The organism is Novosphingobium sp. LASN5T (assembly GCF_003856955.1).
In the GTDB taxonomy this organism is placed as follows: Bacteria; Pseudomonadota; Alphaproteobacteria; order Sphingomonadales; family Sphingomonadaceae; genus Novosphingobium.
Window position 1 is genome coordinate 15,029 of sequence record NZ_RQSI01000042.1, and the last position, 15,350, is coordinate 30,378.

Annotated in this window: 16 protein-coding genes; 12 read left to right on the forward strand and 4 right to left on the reverse strand. The window is 64.3% G+C overall.

The window, feature by feature from the left end:
* Positions 1 to 88: 88 nt before the first annotated feature.
* The 3 genes from EH199_RS19605 (at position 89) to EH199_RS19615 (ending at position 2,118) form a co-directional block, all read left to right on the forward strand.
* Positions 89 to 424 carry a single-stranded DNA-binding protein gene (locus EH199_RS19605; RefSeq protein WP_124810850.1) on the forward strand — a complete coding sequence of 112 codons (336 nt, stop codon included), beginning with the start codon at positions 89 to 91 and terminating at the stop codon, positions 422 to 424.
* Positions 425 to 750: 326 nt separating this feature from the next.
* Positions 751 to 1,485 carry a hypothetical protein gene (locus EH199_RS19610; protein ID WP_223806789.1) on the forward strand — a complete coding sequence of 245 codons (735 nt, stop codon included), beginning with the start codon at positions 751 to 753 and terminating at the stop codon, positions 1,483 to 1,485.
* 117 nt (positions 1,486 to 1,602) lie between these two features.
* The gene (locus EH199_RS19615; RefSeq protein WP_124810851.1) at positions 1,603 to 2,118 is read left to right on the forward strand and encodes a MucR family transcriptional regulator; all 516 of its coding nucleotides are present in this window, start codon (positions 1,603 to 1,605) and stop codon (positions 2,116 to 2,118) included.
* 183 nt (positions 2,119 to 2,301) lie between these two features.
* On the opposite strand, the gene EH199_RS19620 is transcribed toward EH199_RS19615, so the two are convergent.
* From EH199_RS19620 to EH199_RS19630, 3 genes are read right to left on the reverse strand one after another with little or no spacing between them, the layout of a single operon-like run.
* Complete coding sequence (locus EH199_RS19620) at positions 2,302 to 2,571, reverse strand: hypothetical protein (RefSeq protein ID WP_124810852.1); 270 nt, start codon at positions 2,569 to 2,571, stop codon at positions 2,302 to 2,304.
* A 49-nt stretch (positions 2,572 to 2,620) separates the two neighbouring features.
* Positions 2,621 to 3,667: a nucleotidyl transferase AbiEii/AbiGii toxin family protein gene (locus EH199_RS19625; RefSeq protein WP_124810853.1), complete on the reverse strand. Its 1,047-nt coding sequence runs from the start codon at positions 3,665 to 3,667 to the stop codon at positions 2,621 to 2,623.
* Positions 3,660 to 4,268 (reverse strand): DUF6088 family protein, encoded by a 609-nt coding sequence (locus tag EH199_RS19630; protein WP_124810854.1) that lies wholly within the window; start codon positions 4,266 to 4,268, stop codon positions 3,660 to 3,662. Before EH199_RS19630 ends, EH199_RS19625 begins: the two co-directional genes overlap by 8 nt.
* Positions 4,269 to 5,070: 802 nt before the next feature.
* On the opposite strand from EH199_RS19630, the gene EH199_RS19635 reads away from it, so the two are divergent.
* Both EH199_RS19635 and EH199_RS19640 read left to right on the forward strand, forming a co-directional pair.
* Positions 5,071 to 6,126, forward strand: coding sequence for a DUF2493 domain-containing protein (locus EH199_RS19635; RefSeq protein WP_124810855.1), 1,056 nt, complete (start codon positions 5,071 to 5,073; stop codon positions 6,124 to 6,126).
* 433 nt (positions 6,127 to 6,559) lie between these two features.
* Positions 6,560 to 6,871 carry a hypothetical protein gene (locus tag EH199_RS19640; protein ID WP_124810856.1) on the forward strand — a complete coding sequence of 104 codons (312 nt, stop codon included), beginning with the start codon at positions 6,560 to 6,562 and terminating at the stop codon, positions 6,869 to 6,871.
* 127 nt (positions 6,872 to 6,998) lie between these two features.
* Here the strand turns inward: EH199_RS19640 and EH199_RS19645 are convergent, their stop codons facing one another.
* Entirely contained in the window at positions 6,999 to 7,226 is a 228-nt protein-coding gene (locus EH199_RS19645) for a hypothetical protein (protein ID WP_124810857.1), read from the reverse strand.
* Between the two features lie 456 nt (positions 7,227 to 7,682).
* Here EH199_RS19645 and EH199_RS19650 point away from each other — a divergent pair, with 456 nt between their 5' ends.
* The 7 genes from EH199_RS19650 (at position 7,683) to EH199_RS19680 (ending at position 15,136) form a co-directional block, all read left to right on the forward strand.
* Positions 7,683 to 7,973 (forward strand): ribbon-helix-helix protein, CopG family, encoded by a 291-nt coding sequence (locus EH199_RS19650; RefSeq protein ID WP_124810858.1) that lies wholly within the window; start codon positions 7,683 to 7,685, stop codon positions 7,971 to 7,973.
* The gene (locus tag EH199_RS19655) at positions 7,960 to 10,290 is read left to right on the forward strand and encodes a type IV secretion system DNA-binding domain-containing protein (protein WP_124810859.1); all 2,331 of its coding nucleotides are present in this window, start codon (positions 7,960 to 7,962) and stop codon (positions 10,288 to 10,290) included. The genes EH199_RS19650 and EH199_RS19655 overlap by 14 nt, the downstream gene beginning before the upstream one ends.
* A gap of 3 nt (positions 10,291 to 10,293) precedes the next feature.
* Complete coding sequence (mobF, locus tag EH199_RS19660) at positions 10,294 to 13,335, forward strand: MobF family relaxase (RefSeq protein WP_124810860.1); 3,042 nt, start codon at positions 10,294 to 10,296, stop codon at positions 13,333 to 13,335.
* Positions 13,332 to 13,592, forward strand: coding sequence for a hypothetical protein (locus tag EH199_RS19665; protein WP_223806790.1), 261 nt, complete (start codon positions 13,332 to 13,334; stop codon positions 13,590 to 13,592). Before mobF ends, EH199_RS19665 begins: the two co-directional genes overlap by 4 nt.
* A complete protein-coding gene (locus EH199_RS19670) occupies positions 13,582 to 13,785 on the forward strand; it encodes a hypothetical protein (protein WP_124810861.1) in 204 nt (67 codons plus the stop codon). Before EH199_RS19665 ends, EH199_RS19670 begins: the two co-directional genes overlap by 11 nt.
* A 15-nt stretch (positions 13,786 to 13,800) precedes the next feature.
* The gene (locus EH199_RS19675; protein ID WP_124810862.1) at positions 13,801 to 14,157 is read left to right on the forward strand and encodes a hypothetical protein; all 357 of its coding nucleotides are present in this window, start codon (positions 13,801 to 13,803) and stop codon (positions 14,155 to 14,157) included.
* Positions 14,158 to 14,230: 73 nt separating this feature from the next.
* Positions 14,231 to 15,136 carry a sigma factor-like helix-turn-helix DNA-binding protein gene (locus tag EH199_RS19680; protein ID WP_124810863.1) on the forward strand — a complete coding sequence of 302 codons (906 nt, stop codon included), beginning with the start codon at positions 14,231 to 14,233 and terminating at the stop codon, positions 15,134 to 15,136.
* Positions 15,137 to 15,350 lie beyond the last annotated feature (214 nt).

The following is a 15,350-nucleotide window of genomic DNA, read 5'->3' on the forward strand; positions in this document are numbered from 1 at the left end:
TGCGTTCGGTGCGGGCCCGGGCCTTTGGCCCTGCCTGTGGTGTTCATCGGCGGGCGGTTCCGCCGAGTTCAAGCCACGGAGATACCCCATGAAGAACCTCGTCATCCTGATCGGCCGCATCGCCGCCGCTCCTGAAACCCGCCACGCCGGCGAGACCGCTATCACCTCGTTCACCCTCGTCACCGATCGCCCCAAGCTGGTCGACGGCAAGACGGTCAAGAACGAGGCCGGCTACACCGAAACCCTCGCCGAATTCCACCGCGTCACCGCTTTCAACGGCCTCGGAACCTCGGTCGCCAAGCACAAGAAGAAGGGCGACCTCATCGAGGTGCAGGGCCGCCTCCACTACTCGAAGTGGACCGACCGCGAAGGCGTCGAACGCTACGCGGTCGAGATCGTCGCCGAGGAAGTCCTCTTCCTCTAAACCCGAGCCCGGGAGGCGGCGCTGCCGCCTCCCATTGGGCCGGGGCCAGCCCCCCATCACTCATGTAGTCGCTGCGACGGGCGAAACAGCGGTTGCGAAAAAGGCAACCTGTAGCGTCTATTTCGCACTTGCAGCATCAGAACCCTGCACCCATATGCGCCTTGCCTTTCAGGCATCCTCTCCCAAAACTTTCCAAGGGGTCGGCGCAAGCCGGCCCTATTTTTTTGCCTGCCGGATCGGCGGCTTGCGCCCCTTCGGGCATGGCATCTGTGACACTTTGCCCTCGGGCGGAGTGTCATGTTGCGCTGCGCGCGTGAAATGCCCGGATGGACGAGTTCATCGATCATGCCTGCACGATCTCTAAAGCGGTCGCGGAGAAAGGGCAGCGCACGTGGCAGCGCAAGCCAGATGGCGCCTCCGGGCGAAGTGTCACGGGCGACAAACGACATGGCAAGGCACAAAGGGGATTCACAGGATTCACCTTTTGTGCTCAATACTGTTCGATGGAACGAGCCCAAGAAATCACTGGTGTCGGTGGGATCTACGCGGTCCTGGTCGAAGCCTCGAACCGGCCGCGCTATGCCTTCCTCGTTCTCCAATTGGTCGCCGAGATTGCCGATGGTCGCGGGCAGGCCGGGCCCTTCGTCGCCCAGAATGGTGTGCCGGTACTCCTGCGCGAATGGCTCTGCTCCCAGCTTCTGCCGATGAGCGCGCAGCCCGCCCGCCGCGCTGCGCTGCGCGCACGCGTTGCCGAGGGGCTGAAGGCCGAGCTGACTGGGAAGCCGGAGTTCGACGCTGCGCGGATTGAGGTCGCGGTCGAGGAGCAGGTCCAGGCCGTGGGCCGCGCCAATGTCAGCCGCGCGATCTCCGATCTGGTCCGCGCCGGGCTGATGACCCGGCACTATGCGGGCTACGCCACCAACCACAAGAATCGCGGCGGCGGACGCCATGCGGTCTATGTGGTCAAGCCGGGCGTCCTTGCACTGCTGCGCAAACCCGCGCCGCTGCGGCGTCAGGGCCCGGGCGCTGCCAATCCCCAAGGCGAACTCTTCGCGGCCTAAACCCCTGGACTTCAAGCATCAAGCTACGCCTGACGCGCTGCGGCAATGGCCCTCTGGCGTGGTGGCGACCGATCGCTTAGGAAGCCGTCCATCGTGGAGTGGAGAGGTTCTCATCGCATGGAAAACGAAGCACTGCTGGATCATGTCGCCGATATCGTGTCTGCCCATGTCAGCAACAATGCGGTCGCGGCCGCAGACTTGCCGGGCCTGATCCAGGCGGTCTACGCTTCGCTTGCCGCGCTTGGACCGGCGCCGGAACCGGCAGTGGAAGAGCTTAAGCCTGCCGTCTCGGTGCGCGCCTCGGTCAAGCCCGCCGCGGTTACCTGCCTTGAATGCGGCGAGAGAATGAAGATGCTCAAGCGCCATCTCGGCACCGAGCACGGGCTGACGCCCGCCGAGTACCGTACGCGCTGGAGCCTGCCCGCCGACTACCCGATGGTCGCGCCCGACTATGCCGCCAAGCGCAAGGAGCTCGCGGTCAGGATCGGCCTTGGCCGCAAGCCCGGCCAGAGCCCGAAGGTCGAGGCCAATGCAGCGCCCGAAGCTGCACCCAAGGCGCAGCCCAAGGCCGCCGCGGGCCCGGCAAAACGCAAGAAGCTCGGCGTTGCCTTCGGCTCGGCAGACGCCAGTTGAACCCCTGTTTTCCGCCAAGTCCTTGATTTCATTTAACATAATTTTGATTATCAACCCGAACGATTGTGCGCCATCTTGCGCCGTCGAGATGCCATCGCTCGCCTTTGGCGGACTGCTTATCCCACAAATCGCGCTGATTGCCGAATGTGGGATAAGCCTGAGGCCGGCGTTTCCGAGGCTCGATCAACTCTGTGTGGTATCGTTTGCCTGGTCCAGCAGATCCATAAACATGCGCGCCGCATCGCGGTCGCGTTCGTCCTTGAAGGCGACGTCGAGGTCCGGCGCCGAACCCAACATGTAGAGCAGCGACCACATTGCAAACCTGCGGCCCTTGTCGGTTTCAAGGCCAAACTCGACCTGCATCCGTTCGATGCCGCTCGCCACTGCCGCGGGTGACACCGAACCGAGATCATCGGTCCCGAAGAAGCGCCGCATCTGGTCGTCAAATTCCATCCGAGACGTCTCCTGACCTTTGCTGTCGCTTTGCCGGTGCCCCTGCGGGCTAGCCGGCCGCATTGATCCGCCGCTCGATATCCGCCAGGCGGGACACCAACTCGTCGAAAGCTGGGGGCTCCTCCATGAACATTTCCGCCATGGCGGCGTAGTCCGCCGCAAGTTCCTCGCGCATCGCGTCAGTGACCGAAAGCCGCAGTGTGGCGAGCTGCGCCGTTCCGTAGGAGGCTCTGGCATCAGCGAAGAGCAGACTCTTGTTCCTGACAACCTGCTCCAGCAGTACACGCTCGGCCAGCGCCCGTTCCGTGATGCCGGCAGCATTGAGCATGAACACATCATAGAAGTGCCGCGACAGACCTGGCCGCAATTTGCCGCTGTGGTGCAGCGCATGCAGGATCGTCGCCTTCTCCCAGTAGGTCCTTTCGAGTGCAAGCGTTGGCACGGCGGTCACCGCATCGGGCAATTCGTCCGGAAAGTCCTCGGCGACATAGGGCAGGATCTCCCGCAGCTCGAATGGCTCGGGATCGCCCCTTGCCCCAAATTCGAGCTTGATCCGCGGCTGTACGTAGCCGGTACGCCCGCCATAAGTGTTGCCATAGTCGAGGCCGTAGCCCGAGGATGCCGGGTAGTTGAACAGGACGGTCTGCCGATCCTTGTCTGCGGGATCCGCCTCGATGCTCCAACCATCACGGGTGCCCAGGGCTTCCGCGATCGCTTGCGCGAGCGTCGGAAGGAGGATCGTTCCAACCCAGTTTTGCGCCGCAGCGCCGAGCGCCTTGCCGCGCCGTTCGCGCTCCTTGCCGCTGATGTCGCTCGCCATCGGCGAAGCGACCTCGCCGAGCAGCGGCGCGGCGCGATTGAGGGTGAGATCGATGTCCTCTGAAAATCGCTTGATGATCCCGAATGCTTTCGAGAGCGAGGTCCCGCCCTTGAAGGTCAGGACCTTGGCCAACTCGGGCACGCCCATCAGCTGGCGCAGGGTCCAGCACACCCAGAAGTCCTTCTCGACGATGAGTGGCGTGAGATCGCGGCGTGCGGCAGCTTCGGCAAAGAACGCCCGCCGCTCTTCGGCAGGCCGCCGGGCAAATTCATCCATGGTGCGCCGCCCCGATCTTCAGCACGACATCGCCCATCCAACCCGGCATCTGCGCGCGGCCCTTGATCAGCGCCTGCACGTCCTTGTCGTCGAGCCGCGCTGCGAGCTGCGAAATCGCATTGGCATCGATCTTGTCTCGCCCGAGCCCGGCCAGGAACTGGACCACGCCGTTGGCAGCCTCAGAGGCATTGCCCAGCACTGGTGCGCGGCTGTGCTTGAGCGTGACGCTTCGGCCAGCGGCCTGGCGCACGCGGGTTCGTCCTGTCGTTGCATAGCTCGCCCTGGCAGGTACTTGTGTCGACAGTCCAAGCTTGTTGGCCGCTGCTGCTGCCGAGGGCGCGAGCCGGTCGCCACTTTGCGCCGATACGGCCTGCGCGATCATCTCGGCATCTGGTGTCAGCGCGCCCAGCTTGTCGTGCAGCTGCGGATAGTCGTAGAGGCCGCGCCCGATCCGGCGTATCTCTCCAGCCTGCGCCAGACGCGACAGCGCCATGTCGACCGAGCCGCGTGTGCCGAAGTCGATGAAATGCTTGGGGGTGAATACCCACCCCCGCCCCTTCGCGCGAACGCGCTTCATGATCTTGTCGGCCATGGCGGACATGATTCGTGTACTCCTTCCGTTAGAAACTAACATACATATTTCTAACAAACCATACCACCGCGAAAGGCCCTTCGAAGGCCATCATGATCATGGTCAGCGCATGTCTGTTGATCATCACCACCATCACCATCACCATCACCGGCGACGGCGTTCGGTGATGACGACGATCAGCAGGGTGTCAGACATCGCAGGTCCGAAAATAAGGAGCGGCCCCGTTAAGATTGCCGCACTCGGTCCCGCGCGCCTTGCTGGCGCGCTCCTGCGGGTGCGGGGTTTCCTGCATTGGGCCGCCGGCACTCTTGCCTTCGCCTCCGTCGCCGTCCCGCGCCCGTGCGATGCACCGGGCCACGGGGCGACTGACGGGCTCCGACAAGGGGTCCGTCATTTGTAGCTGGCTCCGCCGACCACGGCGCAGCCAGCGCGCCCCGCGACAACCCACAGACATCCTTCGGCCACGGCAATCAAGCGGGGCGCAGAGGACATGGCGTTTTGCGGTTAACCCCGAACGCCCAAATGGGGTTCGGGGGCAAAACCGTAATCTCTCTCTCATCTCGGTGGCTGAGCGAAATCAGCATCGCCATAGCATGACGCCTGGGAGATTGGCGGCCGTCAAGGATCGCGGGTGCCCCCCGATTTTGGCCTGCTGCGGCTAGCGCCTTGCGAGCAAAAATCGGCTCCCCCCACGCCCGCGACACGCGGCGGCAGCGCGGGCGCGCCGCCGTCCCTGACTGCCTGATTCCGGCGTCCTTCAAGGCACATCTTTCATCAGCGTGATGAGAGACAATTCCTTTTGGAGGTTATCATGACGGACCGTTTCTCGAACTTCGCTGACCTTGCCGAACACTATGCGCGCGAGATCGCCACGCCCGACTACGCCCGGGCATTCATGGAGCAGACCGAGTTGGCCAAGCTCTCAATCGAACATGAACCGAGCGCTGTCGAAATGCCCGATCCCGAGGTGGCGCAGGCGGCGATCGAGATGATGCTCGCGACCGTCTTCGACCTGTTCCGCGACACCCGGATGGAGGACTTTGCGAGCGAAGTTGCCTGGGGCGTGGCCAACAGCTTCCATGTCGTCGCCAAACGCCTCGATGACCGCGAGGATGCGATGGCGAACCGGCTCCAGGAAAAACTGCGCGAATATGATCCGAGCGAGGTCTACGCGACCGATCTGGAAGACCTCACCATGCAGGCCCGCAGCCTTGCCGAATGCCGCGATGCGATGGAGTGCATGCGTGACCATGCCGCGCGGATCTACCTTGTCGAAACCGGTCGGCCTTTCTCGCCGGTGCGTGGGTCCAGGGTGTCGTCCAAGACCAATGCCTCGATGATCGAAGCGCGCGACTATCTTGCGGCACAGAAGGCGCAGCGGCGCGAGCAGTTTGCCCCATCGGGTCCGGTCGTGGTGTTCTCGGGCGGACAGCAGTTCACCGACATTGCGCTGGTTGAAGACTATCTCGATGCGATCCATGCCCGGGTCCCGTCGATGGCGCTGGCAACGACCGCTCAAAACAAGGGCGCGGACGTGATCGCGGCGGCCTGGGCATCGCGCCACAATGTACCGGTGATCCTGTGCAAGCCCGATACCTCGCGGGGACCTTCGGCGCCCTATCAGCGCAACGCGCGCATGCTCGCCTTCAAGCCTGTCGAGGCGGTGGTGTGCAGCGGTGGCGGCATCCAGGCGAATCTTGCCGACCGGCTGCGCGAAGCACGCATTCCCTTGCACATCGTGCGCGACGCTTCGGTCCAGAACGAGGCTCCGGCGGCGCGGGCCAAAGTAGCAGCGCAAGCTGAGCGGCCTGCGATGAAGCGCACGGCATGTGGCACCGTCAATGGCGATGAACTCCCGCCATTCTGAGCAGGGACTGCTCCGATTGCATCAACCAGAAGGGCATCCGGCCTTACCGCCGGATGCCCTTCTTTTTTGTCGATCGGGACGCACACTGTCATGGCCCGGCTCGCTCCCTTCTTGCCCTCACCAGTAATGGCCTGACGGCCTGCTGGCGGGCACGCGAAGTCTTCGCATCGGCCGGGCGCTCGAGACCCGTGCCTGGGACCATCGGGTGTGCTGCCCAACAGGGTTAAATACTCTCGCAGACTTCCAAGCATGATGGCCGCCATTGGCCCGCGTCAAGAAGGGCGGTTCCCCCAATTTTTACGCCTGAAGAAGGCGAAAAAATCGGCTCCCCCACCCCCGCTGCGCGGCGGGCCGCGAGCGGCCCGTTCCTGACCCGGACCAAGCTCGGCCATCCCCGAGGAGACCTCTTCAATTCCTTTGACAGGAGGCTCACATGAACGCTCTTACCAAGACCCTCGACATCCCGGCTTTCGACCCCATAAGCTATGACGCAGCGGTGCGCGCCGCGACGATGCGGGCCCAGCACAGCTTCTTCGACCAGCACGTCATCGAAGACGAGTTCGGCTGCTTTCTCGCCATCGACGAGGGCGACTACAACGCCCTGCCCCAGGACCTGATCGACCGGATCGTCCATTCCGTCCCGGGCATGATGGCCGACGACTTCGACGAAGCGAACATCGCCCGCGCCGCGAGCTTCATGAGCGTGGTGATGGATCCCGAATGGGACGCGGATTGCCCATTCTGAAATGAGCTTCGACCGCAGCGCCGGAGGGCACCAACAAGGGGCTCTCCGGCCCCCTTTTTTGCGTGTCCAGATAAAGCACAGCCGGGGCATCGAGCCCCGGCTGTGCTGGCCTCTGCCGAGGCCGGTTTCAGCTTGCCCGCAGGCGCTTCTCCGCTTCGTCCAGACCGAGCTTTCCGAGAGCGGCGAAGAATGCTTCGACCCTCTCGAACGGCGCCTTGCCGAGAACCGATTTGTGCATCAGTTCGACACTCGCCGCCCGCTCGCTTTCGCGCAGTTTCGTCTCGCGCGCTTCCAGCGCCTGACGATCCTTGGCGATTGCCTGACGTTCTGCTTCAAGGCTTCCTTTCCTGGCCATGATGATACCTCGTGGGTTGGTGCTGAAACCTCCCGCGCGCGAGGATCAAGACCCCTCCCCTGTTTGGCAAGCTCTGATGTTACGGGGCTGAGATCGCCCCCGGTTTCCGAGTGCAATTCAGGCCGGGCACGACGCCTGCGGACGTCCTGGAAGGCCAGCTTCGGATTCGCGAAAGACCACCAAACCCGCGAGCCATCATCACTGCAGGATCAAGGGGGAAGGATGCAGACCGTACACGGCAGGACCGTAGGGGAAATGGCGGAAATGCGTGGGTTTGCGATGTTGCCACCTGTCTGACTGGGTCGGACAATCCCGCAAAGCGGCAGAACTCCGCCGTTTCTCGGTCCGACCCTGTCCGACAAGGACCGTCGCGCCGCTGCGCGATTGCCAGACGGCCCATGCTGGACTAAAAGGGGCGCGCGCAATTCCCACCAGGCCTCCACGAGGGGTCTGGGTATGGTTGATGAAGTCCGGATTACGGTACGGATACCGCGCGAACTCGCAAAAGGTGTCGAGAAGGTCCAGGAGGCGCGCGGGCTGACGCCCTCGATCATCCTGCGCAATGCGCTGACCCTTTACCTTGCGACCATCGACGGCAGCACCGAAACCGAGCGGCGGCGCCAATTCTCGTCCGAGTATCTGTTCCTCGGAATCGATCTCCTCATCCAGCGCCAATTTCCCGATGCACACCAGGCCCTGATGGCGGAAGCCGACCGCCGCGTGGAGGCGCTCTATGCCGCGTCCTGACACCTGGTCCGACCAGGCCCGCCCGGGTCAGCTCAAGCATCATTCGGCGCGTGGAAGCATGCCGCGTAACGCCGGCAATTTCACCCGCGGCTCGCAGCTCATCACCCATGAATTCCTGATGTGGTTTGCCTCGGCCAAGATGCCGCTGCTGGTGTGGTTCTTCACCTTCCTGCTGGCCCTCTCGATTGTCCTCGCTCTGCTGCTCCATGAGCACGAGATCCAAATGATCCTGATGCGGATCTACGCGGCGGGATGGAGCTTCATGGAGTTCAATCCGAAGAAGATCCTGAACCTCACCCTCCCCTCCGGAGAGGTCATCCCCGCCCCCATCGGCATGATCGCCTCGCATCCTGATGTGGTCATTGCCTGGAACAAGCTGATGCGCGCGATCTGGGGTTCGCTGTTCATCTCGCTGTTCATCGCAATCCCGATCTCGATCTGGTTCGTCAATCTCTCGCACCGCCGCGGCAAGGCGATCCTCGAAGAGCGCCACCAGCGCGGCGCCATGCTGGTCGATGCCGCCGATCTTTCCGCCGTGATCAACGAGCACAACCGCGCCGCGCTGGCGCAGGAAGTGACCGAACGCATGCCCGGCAAGACGCTCGACGACGTCCTCAAAATGAGCTTCGCCGAGCGCAAGGACGCGGGCATCCACCACGTCTACAACATCGCAGGCGTGTCGTTTCCGTGGCGCACCGAGCAAGCCCATACGATCATGATCGGCTCGACCGGCACGGGTAAGACGACCCAGATGCGGGACATGATTGCGCAGATGCGCAGGCGGCGCGACCGGGCGGTCGTGTTCGACCTCACCGGCGCTTACGTCGAAGGCTTCTACAACCCCGAAACCGATACGATCCTCAACCCGATGGACGAGCGCTGCCCAAGCTGGTCGCTGTTCGACGAGGGCAAGAACTACGCCGACTTCACCGCGATCGCCGCAGCCATCCTGCCGACCGATGGCGGCGGTGCGGACCCGTTCTGGATGCTGGGAGCGCGAACCCTGTTCGTGCAATCCTGCGTACAGTTGATGAAGATCGGCCAGGCCACCAATGCCGCGCTTGCCTACCGGCTGATGATGGCCGATCTCGAAGAGGTCCACGAGCTGCTCCGCAACACCATTGCCGAGCCGCTCACCGCTCCGGTGGCCGCCCGCATGGCCGAGTCCGTCCGCGCGGTTCTCAACACCAATACCCAGGCACTGCTGTTCCTGCCCGAGGGCAAGGAGCCCTTCTCGATCTGCGATTGGATCCGGCACCAGGACAAGCCCGGCTCGATCCTGTTCATCACTTCCTCGCACAACGAACTGGTCCTCAACCGGGCGCTGCTCTCGCTCTGGATGAACCTCGCGGTCCACACGCTGATGCGCCTGCCGCGAACCCGGTCCTTGCGCACATGGTTCTTTTTTGACGAGGTCCATGCCTTGCACCGCTTGCCGGCCATCGAGGACGGCCTGCAGACCGCGCGCGGCTTTGGCGGTGCCTTCGTGCTCGGCATCCATTCCTTCGCCAAGCTGGCCGAGACATACGGCAAGGAAGGGGCGCAGAACCTTGCATCGCTCGCGCGTACCAAGCTGATTCTCGCGGCCGCCGACCGGGACACCGCCGAGCACTGTTCGGACTATATCGGCCACCGCGAAGTCAGGATGATGGATGAGGCCTACAGCTACGGCTATTCCAACATCCGCGACGCGGCGACGATCACGCCGCGCTCCGAAGTGCAGCCGCTGGTCCTTCCCGACGATATCATGCGCCTGCCATCGCTGCGCGGCTTCCTGGTATTTCCCGAAGGCTTCGACGCGGCGCGGATCAAGCTCACCTACAAGGACTGGCCCAAGGTCGCCGAAGGCTATGTCCTGCGTGAAAATGTCCAGCCCATCGAGTTCGTGCCGCCGCCGGTAGATGACGCCGAAGAGACGGAAGTCGGGGGCCGCGAACCGCGCGGCGAGCCCGAGCGTGAATTGCGTGGCGACGAGCCCGAAACCGGTCCGGGCACGCCTGCATCCGAGCAGGCTGATCCGGAGCATCCCGCCCCGGAAAACCCGCCCCAGGTTCCCGGACAGGATCCCAGTGTGGGCAAGCAGATGGCCTTCAGGCTCGAGCAGGCTCCGCAGGGCGCGCGGAATGGAGGGCGCGAACAGGAACCGCCGGACAAGACCGCGGATCATGCCTCGGCCAAGGCTGCGGCGCAGCGCGCCGGCGTGACCCGCGAACTCAATGACCCCGTACAGGACGAGAAGCCCACCGAGCGCGGCGCCAAAGCTGCACGCGAGATCGACGATCGCTCGCATTCCCATGACGACGGACCGGAGATGTAAGCCATGCACTCCATCGCATCCGTCAGGTCCTCGAGCGGGGCCGCCGCCTATTTCGCCAACGACAACTACTACACCGAGCAGGAACACGCGGAAGCCGGGGTCTGGGGCGGCGAAGGTGCGCGCGCACTCGGGCTCGAAGGCCAGGTCGAGAAGGGCGCGTTCGAGGCGATCCTCAATGGGCAGCTTCCCGACGGCGAGATGGTCGGGCAGGTCGAGGGCCGGCGCCTGGGTCTCGACCTCACCTTCTCGATGCCGAAGTCCGCCTCGATCCTGGCGCTTGTGAGCGGGGACAAGCGGATCCTCGATGCGCATCTTGCAGCCGTCAAATCGACGATGACGCAGCTCGTCGAGAAGCAGTTTGCCGAGAGCCGCAATTACGATCGCTCGCGCAGCGGCGAGCCGCAAAAGACCGGCAATCTCGTCTATGCGCTCTTCGCCCATGACACGAGCCGTGCGCTCGATCCGCAGGGCCATATCCACGCCGTCGTCGCCAACCTGACGCGCGATCCGAAGGGGACATGGAAGGCGCTGTGGAACGGCGAGATCTGGAAGAACAACACGACGATCGGCCAGTTCTACCATGCCGCCTTCCGCGCCCAGTTGCAGAAGCTCGGCTACGAAACCGAGGCCGCTGGCAAACATGGCTCGTTCGAGATCAAGGGCGTGCCAAGCGAGGTGATCAAGGCGTTCTCGACCCGCACCACCGAGATCGAGGCCAAGATCGCGGAAACGGGTGCGACGCGGCTCGAAACCAAGAAGCAGATCACGCTCTACACCCGCGACCCCAAGCTCGCTGTCGATGACCGCGGTGCGCTGACCGGAAGTTGGCAGCAGCGGGCGCAGGAACTCGGCTTTGACGGGAAATCATTTGTTGCTGAGGCACGTGAGCGTGCCGCCTTGCAGGCACGTCCTACCTTCCGCGAAACCGCGACCGCTGCGCTCGGTGAAGTGTCGACCCGGATCGGCGCGGCGCTGCGCACGCCGAGCCCGCTGGCAGTGAGCGGCGCGGCCGCCCTATTCTTGCCCGCAGACACGATCAAGGCCCAGCACGCGACAGCATCCGCCATCCGGCACTTGTCCGAGCGCGAGGCGGCTTTCTCGCCGCAGGCGATCCTTAGCGCGGCGCTGGGTTTCCAGATCAAGGGTCTTGAAGGCGGCGCGATCGCACTGCGGATCGGCGAACTCATTCGCGAGGGCCATCTGATCCCTGGCAAGTCGGAGCGGCTCGACGGGCACTTCGATCTGGTCACGACGCCGGCGGCGCTCGCCATGGAGCAGCAGATTCTGGACCGCATCGATGCCGGCAGCGGAAAGGGCCGCGCGTTCATGCCGCCCGAGCAGGCCATGGCGCGGCTGCAGGACGCGGCGCGCGAACTTGGGCAGGCCCGCGCCGGGGTCGATACCTGGCAGCTCAACGAGGGGCAGCTCGCTGCCGGCGTCGCGATCCTCTCCGGCACCGATCGCTTTCTCAATGTCCAGGGCGTCGCGGGTGCGGGCAAATCGACTCTGCTCGGCGCGGTGGGCAAGGTGCTTGGCGATGAAGGCGTCAAGCTCGTCGGCCTTGCCTTCCAGAACAAGATGGTCGCGGACCTGCGCGGCGGGGGCGGCCAGGGCATGTCGGCCGAGCAGATGCGCGAGGCAGGGATCGAGGCCTACACGATCGCCAAGTTTCTCAGCACCTATGGCGGGGCTGCAGCCGCGGGATCGGGCGAGCGCTTCGAGGCCGCCAAGGCGGCGCTCGCCAATACCGTCATCATCACCGACGAAAGCTCGATGGTCTCCTCGCGCGACATGCTGCGGTTGACCGCGCTCGCCGAGCAGCTCGATCTCGCCAAAGCGCCGTTCATGGGCGACCGCCAGCAATTGTCGGCGATCGAACAGGGCAAGATGTTCGCCGTCAGCCAGGCCGCCGGGCAGGCAACCGTGCGGATGGACGAGAACATCCGCCAGAAGAACTCGCCCCTGCTGCTGGCCGTCGCCGGGCTCTCGAACGAAGGCCATGCCAGCCTCGCGCTCGACCTTCTTGCCGCCCACGGCCGGGTGATCGAGGCGGGGCCCGATCATGTCGCCCGCGCAGCCGAGCTGTGGTTGTCGCTCAGCCCCGACAAGCGCGAGGCGACCGCCATCTTCACGGCCGGGCGCGATGACCGCGCCGAGATCAACGCGCGGGTCCAGGCGGGGCTGCTCAAGGAAGGCACGCTTACCGGGCCAGGCCTCACCCTCACCACCCTGCAGAGCGCCAACACCACGCGCGAGGAGCTTCGCTTCGCCTCGACCTACCGGGTGGGCCAGGTGCTCGACGCGCGGATGGACGTGCGCGAACTGGGGCTGAAGCGCGGGGAGTACGCGGTCCGCGAGATCCGCAAGGATGGCAAGGTCGTGCTCGAAGCTGGCGGGCGGCGCAAGGTCATCGACCCGGACCGCATCGACCCCGATCACCGCTTCGACCGGATCGGGCTCTACGAGCAGAGAGAGCTCAAGATCCATGACGGCGAGACCGTGTTCTGGCGGGACAAGGACCAGGGACGGGATCTTGCCAAGTCGACCTACGCGACGGTGCTGGAGGCCCGGCCCGAAGGCGTGCGGGTCGAGCTTGCCGACAAGCGGCAACTGGTGCTTGCGACCGGTGACCCGATGCTGCGCCGGCTCGACCTCGGCTACGCGCTCAATGCCCACATGGCGCAGGGTATGACCAAGCCGGAGGCGATCGAGGTCATCTCCTCATCGCAGCGCAATCTCGCGACCCAGCGCACGCAGAACGTGCTCAACACCCGCGCGACCGACGATATGATGGTCGTCACCAACAATCTCGAGGGGCTGAAGCAGCAGCTCGACCGCACGCCCGGGAACAAGACTTCTGCGCTCGAGGTGACCGGCAAGCTTGAGGTCGAACCACGCCATCACAATCCGATCGACGCGCGGCAGTTGCCCGAACTCAGGATGAGCCCCGAGCTCAAGGCCAAACTCGATGCGGTGCTTGGGAAAGTCCCAGAACCCCCGGTGCGCCAACTGCGTCCGGAAAAGTCGCTGGGGCTCGACCTGTGAGGCGCTTCCCCGTCCTCGCCCCCGCCGCGGCCACCCAGGTGTTCGACCGCGCGCACTCCACGCTCGTCTGGCTGGCCGTGCTTGCCTTTGTCCTGCCCGAGCCTGCGGCGCGCGGCCTGGTCATCCTGGCAATGGTCGCCGTCGCCCTTGCCGCAGCGGCGGTCGCGTTCCTCGCGCCGGCTGCGCCGGATCCAAAGCCCGATGCCGATCCCGAACCGCCCGACTGCGAACCGATGGAGAGCGACCATGGCCTATGAACACGAGGAAGTCGGCGACTTTCCGAGCGAGCGCGATGCCCAGGAATGGGCGGAACGCAACAACATCGATCCCCAGGATCTCCACTTCCGCGCCCGCGGAAGGCGGGGCGTCACCCTGAGCGTGCGCCGGTCGGCGCTCGGGGATTCGTCACGCGGCGACCTCTCATATGGCCGCGGGACCGGCTTTTTCTGAACAAGGAGACTAGCCATGAAACGATATGCCTATCTGCTCGCCCCGATGCTTGCGGCGGCCGCCACCCCTGCCCTCGCCGCCGAGCCCGCTCCCAGGGCGGCGGCGTCAACGTTGATCCAGAGCCTGCTCGATCGCCGGGGCCCCTCCGAACAGACCAGCCCTGAACAGACCAGGGCGACCCTCGCCCGGCTGCGCGAAGCACTCGAGGCGCGCAAACAGAAGTTGAAGGACGCAGCCACTCGCTTCCAGCAGGAGGCCAACGGCCTCTGCTCGGACTGCCCGGAGAAGGACGCCACGGGCCACCACCATTCCGTCAGCGAAGAGCGTAAGGTCGACTGCATCGAATGCGTCGAACGGCCGCACTACGCCTGATCGGAAACGGCGCGGTCCGGGTCACCTCCCACCGGGCCGCGCCGAACTTGGCCTTTTGGCAGGAGCACCCACCATGCCCCGACCCATGGACATCTGCGACCAGGATGATCTTGCCAGCCTCAGCGATGACATGCCCGGTCCCCCAACAGCGCAAGAAATCGACCGTTTGATCGATCGCCAGTTTCTGCATGCAGTGCTGCCACGGCTGTCGCCCCGCGAAGAACGCGTCATCCGCATGCGTTTTGGTCTTGGCGGGCTTGGCGAGCACACCCTTTGCGAGATTGGCGAGGATCTCAATATCGGCAAGGAAGCGGTGCGGCGCATCGAGATGAAGGCGCTGCGGCGCCTGCGGTGGTACGCCTGCCGGGCTTTCCCCGAACGGGCTGCACGGGCAGGGTTCGAGAGCAAGCCTGGACCGGTGCCTCAAACGCGTATTGCTGCGCCAGCAGTCGCGACAACGCCGCCGGTCCGTCGAAAGAGCCAGGACAGGCAGGTTCGGATTGACCGCAAGTGTGAGCCTTCAACGCAAGAGCCACCGCTAGTCTCAGGTATCGTTCTGTCAGTGCTTTGTAGCGCCTACGTGGCGGCGCTCGGCCTCAACACGACCATTGTCTATCAAGTGGCGGCGCAGCTTGGCGTAGCGGGGGCATTGCTGCTGTGCTGCGGAGGGGGTTTCCTCGGGTTCAGCCTTGCAATGACGCTGCCGGTCATGCTGCGCGACTTTCCGGTCGATCCCGAACGCATCCGACGAGGCGACGGTTTCTTCTACATGCTTTTCGCTGCTTTGGTGGGCGCCGCCGGCCTGAGCGATCCGGTTCAGACCTTCCTGCACGGCCTGGTCGTGGCAACGCCGCCCCGTTTCCAGAACGGGACGCCAGAGATAGTTCGCTGGTTCTCTGTCCTCATCCTACTGCTCTGCCCCGTCTACTTGTGGAGTTACCACCAACGGGACCATAGACTCCGCCGGTTGCAGCGGTGACATCGAAATCCGAGGACAGCATACAGTCTGAAAAATGGCGGGACGTGGATGCTTTCCTTGCTATTGGGGGTTTTCGTGATTCCACGCTAGAGCGGTTTCCACACGAACTGACTCGTCAGGGATTCCCTTCGCGGCGCCGTTGTGATTCAGACTTCCTGCTGGTGTCAGGAGGCCAGCATGGATGGCACGAACGCTTTCACAGGATCTTCGGGAC

Bases quoted from the DNA above. Each gene is read 5' to 3' on its own strand.
- EH199_RS19655 (WP_124810859.1), top strand. From the start codon at position 7,960: ATGCCGCGTCCTGACACCTGGTCCGACCAGGCCCGCCCGGGTCAGCTC.
- EH199_RS19625 (WP_124810853.1), bottom strand. From the start codon at position 3,667: ATGGATGAATTTGCCCGGCGGCCTGCCGAAGAGCGGCGGGCGTTCTTT.
- EH199_RS19615 (WP_124810851.1), top strand. From the start codon at position 1,603: ATGGAAAACGAAGCACTGCTGGATCATGTCGCCGATATCGTGTCTGCC.
- EH199_RS19640 (WP_124810856.1), top strand. From the start codon at position 6,560: ATGAACGCTCTTACCAAGACCCTCGACATCCCGGCTTTCGACCCCATA.
- mobF (WP_124810860.1), top strand. From the start codon at position 10,294: ATGCACTCCATCGCATCCGTCAGGTCCTCGAGCGGGGCCGCCGCCTAT.
- EH199_RS19680 (WP_124810863.1), top strand. From the start codon at position 14,231: ATGCCCCGACCCATGGACATCTGCGACCAGGATGATCTTGCCAGCCTC.
- EH199_RS19610 (WP_223806789.1), top strand. From the start codon at position 751: ATGGACGAGTTCATCGATCATGCCTGCACGATCTCTAAAGCGGTCGCG.
- EH199_RS19645 (WP_124810857.1), bottom strand. From the start codon at position 7,226: ATGGCCAGGAAAGGAAGCCTTGAAGCAGAACGTCAGGCAATCGCCAAG.
- EH199_RS19675 (WP_124810862.1), top strand. From the start codon at position 13,801: ATGAAACGATATGCCTATCTGCTCGCCCCGATGCTTGCGGCGGCCGCC.
- EH199_RS19605 (WP_124810850.1), top strand. From the start codon at position 89: ATGAAGAACCTCGTCATCCTGATCGGCCGCATCGCCGCCGCTCCTGAA.
- EH199_RS19620 (WP_124810852.1), bottom strand. From the start codon at position 2,571: ATGGAATTTGACGACCAGATGCGGCGCTTCTTCGGGACCGATGATCTC.
- EH199_RS19635 (WP_124810855.1), top strand. From the start codon at position 5,071: ATGACGGACCGTTTCTCGAACTTCGCTGACCTTGCCGAACACTATGCG.
- EH199_RS19670 (WP_124810861.1), top strand. From the start codon at position 13,582: ATGGCCTATGAACACGAGGAAGTCGGCGACTTTCCGAGCGAGCGCGAT.
- EH199_RS19650 (WP_124810858.1), top strand. From the start codon at position 7,683: ATGGTTGATGAAGTCCGGATTACGGTACGGATACCGCGCGAACTCGCA.
- EH199_RS19630 (WP_124810854.1), bottom strand. From the start codon at position 4,268: ATGTCCGCCATGGCCGACAAGATCATGAAGCGCGTTCGCGCGAAGGGG.